The sequence below is a fragment of the Mesorhizobium sp. M8A.F.Ca.ET.207.01.1.1 genome (assembly GCF_004794715.1).
Lineage (GTDB): Bacteria > Pseudomonadota > Alphaproteobacteria > Rhizobiales > Rhizobiaceae > Mesorhizobium.
In genome coordinates, this window is record NZ_SRUS01000037.1 from 1 (window position 1) to 1,162 (window position 1,162).

Below are 1,162 nucleotides of genomic sequence, written 5' to 3' on the forward strand. Positions count from 1 at the left end.
GGGGAGAGCGACTATCTGGGGTGTCAAGTTGCATTTGCGAATTCGCTTCTCGCGTCGCGTGCTTTTGCGTTGAGGATGACGAGAAGTTTTCTGGCGAGTGCGATGCGGATGAGCATTTTGGGCTTTCCCGCCTGTTGCAACCGTTGAGCGAACGCTTTGAGATGGGGATCGAACTTGGCTGCGATGGCTGCGACGATGAAGAGGATGCCCCGGGGCCCGGCGCGTCCGCCGCGCACATGCCTGTTGCCGGCGCGCTTGCCGCTGTCGTTGGCGATAGGGGCGAGGCCTGCCAGCTTGGCGATTGCTTTGTTGGAGATGAGGCCGATCTCGGGCAGTTCGGCCATGAGGCGGGCCACGGTGCGGCCAGCCACGCCCTTGAGCGAACGGAAGGCCGATCCCAATCTGGCCCACAGCGGATCATCGTCGATCATCGAGGCGATCTCGCCTTCCAGGCGCCGCTCCTCACGCTTGAGGAAAGCCAGCATCGCCTCGATGCTGGCGCCTGTCTCGGCATCGCGCGCGGCGCTTCTACGCTGCTTGTTGACGGTCGCATCGCCGACGACCTGGCAAAGCCGCCCAACCAGCGCAGTAAGCCGCTGCTGGGCAGTGCTGGGTGGTGGCGTCGGCACGATCTTCTTGACTGCGCTGTAATGGGCGATGATGGAAGCGTCGATACGGTCGGTCTTCTCCAGATAGCCCATCGCCTCGGCGAAGCGGCGCACGCTCTTGGCATTGACCAGAGCGCACGGCATGCCGTGCGCCCACAAAAGCATGAAGCCCAACCGCTCATAGCCGCCCGACGCCTCCATCACCGCGTGGGTTGCGCCATGGTTGTGACAGAACAGCCAAAGAGCTGCGATCCCCGTCGCGTCGTTGGTGAAGCGCTCTACCGCCCCGTCGGGCCAGACATGCGCGTCCAGCCAATCCTTCGAAACATCAACTCCACAAATGATCATGTTCACGGTAACCTGCCTTGTGCGTACGGTTGGAACCAAGCGACTGTTCGGTCGTGCGTGACGAAGGCGAAGATCCCAAGCTCTCCCGCGGCTGTAACCTCAGGTGGTACGGGCGACTTCGCCAAGCCAAGGTCCGGGCGGCCGCCCGGACCTTGGCTCAATCGCTTCAATCCCACGAAATCTCTCTCGTGTAGATACAAGGTGGC

The 1,162-nt window shown here is 62.3% G+C and carries 1 protein-coding gene; it reads right to left on the bottom strand.

Annotation, left to right across the window (positions count from 1 at the left end):
* Nucleotides 1–23 precede the first annotated feature (23 nt).
* Complete coding sequence (locus EN850_RS33325; RefSeq protein ID WP_127873644.1) at nucleotides 24–962, bottom strand: IS110 family transposase; 939 nt, start codon at nucleotides 960–962, stop codon at nucleotides 24–26.
* Between the last annotated feature and the right edge of the window lie 200 nt (nucleotides 963–1,162).